General features: G+C 45.7%; 5 protein-coding genes. 4 read left to right on the forward strand and 1 reads right to left on the reverse strand.

The window, feature by feature from the left end; genetic code table 11:
* Window positions 1-880 (reverse strand): Ni/Fe hydrogenase subunit alpha (locus JEU20_RS14560; RefSeq protein WP_198246888.1); only part of this gene is annotated, 880 nt, incomplete at its 3' end.
* A 167-nt stretch (window positions 881-1,047) separates the two neighbouring features.
* Here JEU20_RS14560 and rpmH point away from each other — a divergent pair.
* The 4 genes from rpmH (at window position 1,048) to mnmE (ending at window position 4,820) form a co-directional block, all read left to right on the forward strand.
* Window positions 1,048-1,182: a 50S ribosomal protein L34 gene (gene rpmH, locus JEU20_RS14565; protein WP_198246874.1), complete on the forward strand. Its 135-nt coding sequence runs from the start codon at window positions 1,048-1,050 to the stop codon at window positions 1,180-1,182.
* Window position 1,183: 1 nt separating this feature from the next.
* Window positions 1,184-1,573: a ribonuclease P protein component gene (gene rnpA, locus JEU20_RS14570; RefSeq protein ID WP_198246875.1), complete on the forward strand. Its 390-nt coding sequence runs from the start codon at window positions 1,184-1,186 to the stop codon at window positions 1,571-1,573.
* 212 nt (window positions 1,574-1,785) lie between these two features.
* Entirely contained in the window at window positions 1,786-3,474 is a 1,689-nt protein-coding gene (yidC, locus tag JEU20_RS14575; RefSeq protein ID WP_198246876.1) for a membrane protein insertase YidC, read from the forward strand.
* A 2-nt stretch (window positions 3,475-3,476) separates the two neighbouring features.
* Window positions 3,477-4,820, forward strand: a complete 1,344-nt coding sequence (gene mnmE, locus JEU20_RS14580) for a tRNA uridine-5-carboxymethylaminomethyl(34) synthesis GTPase MnmE (RefSeq protein ID WP_198246877.1) — start codon at window positions 3,477-3,479, stop codon at window positions 4,818-4,820.
* Window positions 4,821-5,003: the final 183 nt, after the last annotated feature.

The following is a 5,003-nucleotide window of genomic DNA, read 5'->3' on the forward strand; positions in this document are numbered from 1 at the left end:
GAAATGGAAATTTCATATAGGACCAAGGTTTGACGGCTTCATGAATATAGTCGTTATACTGGCAATAATCGACCTGATCGAAAATCATGTCACCGTGCTTATTTTTTGCCCGCAAACCGCCATGATAAAGCTCCAGCCGGCCATCGGAACGACTCAAACTCAAAAAATGACTGGGTACGGTGGCAAATTGATCATGATACGGTAAATTAGATTCATACACTTTTTGCACCAAGGCAACGGCCTCATCAGCCCATTGAATCACCGCATCGATGTCTTGCCGTAAATAATCACACTCTTCCTGGCTGAGTGACTTATTCATGCCGCCGGGTATTGCACCGGTACCATGAATCCGTTTACCGGTAATCATACAGATAACTTCCTGGCCATATTTTCTAAGTTTTATACCTTTGAGACCGATATCCGGAAATTCCTCCAACACAGCGATGATATTGCGCTTGCTGACATCGCTGTCAAACCCAAACAACAAATCAGGACTGGCTAGATGAAAGAAATGCAACGCATGTGACTGTAATACCTGACCAAAATGCAGTAAACGTCGAAGCTTTTCGGCTGTAGGTGGCAAACTGTCGGGATCAATACCGACCAGTTGATCAATCGCCTTAGCCGCCGCCAGATGATGACTGACCGGACAAATACCGCACAAGCGCTGCACCAGAACTGGGAGTTCCCAATAAGGACGGCCTTGTATGAAACGTTCAAAGCCACGAAACTCGACGATATGTAAGCGCGCCTGCCTGACCTTATTATCCTCATCCAATAACAAGGTGACTTTTCCATGCCCTTCCACCCGTGTGACAGGATCAATCACCACCCGCTTCAGGTTTTCAGTAGAGTCTGCCGTTTCCAGGTCTTCGTACATAATCAATTTGAAGTCATGTAAAGGGAATTTCCTTTATACCATATAGAAAGGCGGGGAATAAGTATTTTTCAAGGCCTCGCCCAATAATATAAATTGACAAAAGTCGATTATTTACCGTATTATTGCCGATTCTCTAATATCTCGTATTTTGTTAATTAGGCAGAGCAATGAAAAGAACGTATCAACCCAGCAAAATCAAACGCGCAAGAACACACGGTTTTCGTGCAAGAATGGCAACCAAAAACGGTCGTAAAGTGCTGAATGCTCGTAGAGCGAAAGGTCGCAAATCGCTGACTGTTTAATTTGTCAGCGCAAAACTTTGCGTTTCCCGTTCAGCTCAGGCTACGGACGGCCAACGATTATAAAAAGGTCTTTTCGAACGCCAAACGTTCGACAGATCGTTATTTTACCGTATTAGCAATCGAGAATAATTTGGGGCACCCCAGACTCGGCCTTGCAATCGCTAAAAAAAATATCAAAAAAGCCGTTATCCGAAATATTTTAAAACGCGCTGCACGGGAAAGCTTTCGTTTACAGCAACATAAGCTCAAGAATATTGATTTTGTTGTTTTAGCCCGCAAAGATTCAGCAACGGCAAGCTCCGAACAATTAAGAAAATCATTGGAAAAGCACTGGCGTAAACTCAACAAACAACTCGGCAGCGTAAATTCTGTGCCTTCAGGCACAGATTAATCTCAAAAAAACCGGTGGGATACACTATTTATTACACTTTTCCACAGTATCTTTTATCAATTAAGCCCTGCCGTTTTATCCTTGATTACCTCTCCGTTCATCATGCTTTGTGTAAAGCACACAAAGTTTCTTAACGCATCTTACAATGCCTGATAAAATGCCCGTTTGTTTTGCATCGCAACCCGTTTTTAGAATAATTTTGGTAAAAAATAATGGATAATCTTAGATTTGTACTCATCATGGCTTTCGTGATGATTTCCTATATGATTTGGGAAGCCTGGCAGTTCGATTACGGCCCTAAACCGCAGATTATTGCCTCTGAGACACCCGTTATCGCCGGGCAGGGTGGAAATCAGAATAATGCAATTAACAGCGACACCACAACGCCTGTAAAAGCCGGCATGGAAGAAAATGCGCCAAAAAATCAGATTATTCGGGTTAAAACCGATGTTATCGCTATTGAAATCGATACCGAAGGGGGCACCTTACGCAACCTAGATTTACTGCAATACCCAAAAGAAAAAGAAAACACCTGGGTCAATAAATTGCGCGAAATGGTGGGACTCGACCCTGTCGTTGTCGACAAATCACCCATTCGTTTGTTCGACACCCATCCAGATCGCCTTTATCTGGCGCAAAATGGTCTGATTGCTGCCGATGGCTCATCAACAGCCCCCAACCATCATGCTATTTTTAAAGCGGAAAGTTTACATTACGAATTGAATCAAGGCGCTGACACACTGGTCGTCCCTTTAACCTGGACTAATAACCAGGGCTTGACGGTCACCAAAACCTACATATTCAAAAAAGGCAGTTATGACGTCACCCTTGAGCACAAAGTCAATAACGACACTGACACGGCCTGGTCTGGCCGTCAATACAGCCAACTGCTGCGCGTGCCTTATACCGATAAAAAAGGCAATAATTTCATTCGGACTTATGCGGGTGGCGTGATTTATACGCAGGAAGACAAGTACCAGAAAATTGACTTTGAAGACATGGCCGAACAAAATCTCGATGTCGCCACATTAGGCGGCTGGGCAGCCATGGTACAACATTATTTTGCCGCCGCCTGGGTGCCACCGGCCGACCAGGAAAATCACCTGTACACCAAAGAACTTAAAGGCTGGCGCTATGTGATTGGCACCTACTCACCCGCTTATGAAGTCGCTCCGCATGATAACCATGTCTATACGGCGCATTTATTTGCCGGACCTAAAATTCAACCGCTGATGGAACAGGTTGCCGAAGGCTTAGAACTCACCGTCGATTATAGCTGGCTGACCATCATCGCCAAACCTATTTACTGGCTGCTGAATGAAATCCATGACTATGTCGGTAACTGGGGCGTCGCTATTTTGGGCGTGACGCTAGTCATTAAATTATTGTTCTTTAAACTGTCACAGGCCAGCTACCGGTCAATGGCAAAAATGCGCAAAATTCAGCCTAAACTGAAAGCGCTGCAAGAAAAATACAAAGACGATCGTCAACGCTTCAATACCGAAATGATGGCAATGTACAAACGGGAAAAGGTAAACCCTCTGGGCGGCTGTTTACCGATTATGGTGCAGATTCCGGTCTTCATTTCGCTGTATTGGGTATTGGTGGAAACCGTGGAACTGCGGCAGGCCGAATTTGCGCTCTGGATTCAAGACTTATCGGCACAAGATCCGTTCTATATCTTGCCAATTCTGATGGGGATTACCATGAAGATTCAACAAAGCCTGAATCCGGCGCCAGTCGACCCATTACAGGCGAAGATTATGAAAATGTTCCCGATAGTGTTTACCATTTTCTTCCTGTTCTTCCCGGCAGGTTTAGTGCTGTACTGGGTCTGGAACAACACGTTGTCCATTCTTCAGCAGTGGTATATCACCCGACAAATTGAAGCCGAAAAATAAGCATGTCCTCTTTTGATACCGACACCATTGCCGCCATAGCCACTCCCCCTGGAAATGGTGGCGTCGGTATCATCCGTATCTCAGGCCCGGCAGTGCAACAGATTGCAGGGCGCATCTCACCTAAAAAGCTCACCCCCAGAATGGCGATTTTTTCGCCTTTTCTGGACGCTGCGCAACAGACTATCGATTCCGGCATTCTGCTTTATTTTCCAGGACCTGCGTCATTTACCGGTGAAGATATACTGGAACTTCAGGGTCATGGTGGCACCGTAGTCCTTAATATGTTGCTTAAGCGAGTGCTAGAATGTGGCGCACGCCTGGCAAAACCAGGTGAATTCAGCGAACGAGCCTTCCTCAATAACAAAATTGACCTAGCCCAGGCCGAGGCTATTGCCGATCTGATTGAAAGCAGTACCGAGCAATCGGTTCGTTCTGCACAAAAATCTTTACAAGGCCTTTTTTCTGAAAAAATTAACGCGCTGGTCAATGAACTGACCGAACTCAGAATCTATGTCGAAGCCGCCATTGATTTTGTCGATGAAGAAATCGACTTCCTCAGCGACGGTATCGTCCAGACAAAACTGCAAGCCTTACTTGACAGCGTAAGGCAAATTCTACAAACAGCCCGACAAGGCCGCCTGCTGCGCGAAGGCATGACCATCGTATTGGCCGGCAAACCCAATGCGGGGAAGTCCAGCCTGCTTAACGCGCTGGCAGGGCACGATGCCGCCATCGTCACTGACGAGGCCGGCACAACCCGCGATATCTTAAGAGAACATATTCAACTCGACGGCATGCCCCTGCATATTGTCGATACCGCAGGCCTCAGAGAAAGCCGTAATGCCGTGGAGCAAGAAGGTATTCGCCGTGCGCATCATGAAATAAAGAAAGCGGACAAAGTGCTGCTATTGATCGACAGCACAGACCCTGATGTCGATGACATTATGAAATCACTGCCACCTGATATTGATGTCACAAAAATCTACAATAAAATCGACTTGCTCGGCATTGAACCCGAAATTGTCGAAACCTCGCAGGATTGCCAGATTTATTTATCCATTAAATCTGGCGCAGGAATGGATTTATTGACCGATTATCTGAAAAAAAGTGTCGGCTTCAATGCCGCCAGCGAAGATGTTTTTATCGCCCGCCAGCGCCACATCGAAGCCTTGAAACAGGCCGAACAATCCATCAGCAATGCTTTAGCTCAACTCGAACAGCAATCCGGCGAACTGGTCGCCGAAGACCTGCGCCTAGCACAGAATGCCCTCGCCGAAATAACCGGCGAATTCACCGCCGACGACTTGCTCGGCAAAATCTTCTCATCATTTTGTATTGGTAAATAAATCGGCTGACTTTTAAGCGTTTATTCATCCTTGGCTTAACTTAGATTGTCGAAACATAAAAAACAGCATAATAATGATAAAAACAGCCGGGATAATAAGCTTTAAAGCGCCAATGTAAGATTTTCCCTCTTCTTGACCGATAAAAATAGGCAGATGGTTGTCCTGTTTTTCACCATCACTGAC

The organism is methane-oxidizing endosymbiont of Gigantopelta aegis, assembly GCF_016097405.1.
Classification (GTDB): domain Bacteria; phylum Pseudomonadota; class Gammaproteobacteria; order Methylococcales; family Methylomonadaceae; genus Methylomarinum.

What these genes read in the sequence shown, in the direction of transcription:
- rpmH (WP_198246874.1), top strand. Translation starts at nt 1,048, where the DNA reads ATGAAAAGAACGTATCAACCCAGCAAAATCAAACGCGCAAGAACACAC.
- mnmE (WP_198246877.1), top strand. Translation starts at nt 3,477, where the DNA reads ATGTCCTCTTTTGATACCGACACCATTGCCGCCATAGCCACTCCCCCT.
- yidC (WP_198246876.1), top strand. Translation starts at nt 1,786, where the DNA reads ATGGATAATCTTAGATTTGTACTCATCATGGCTTTCGTGATGATTTCC.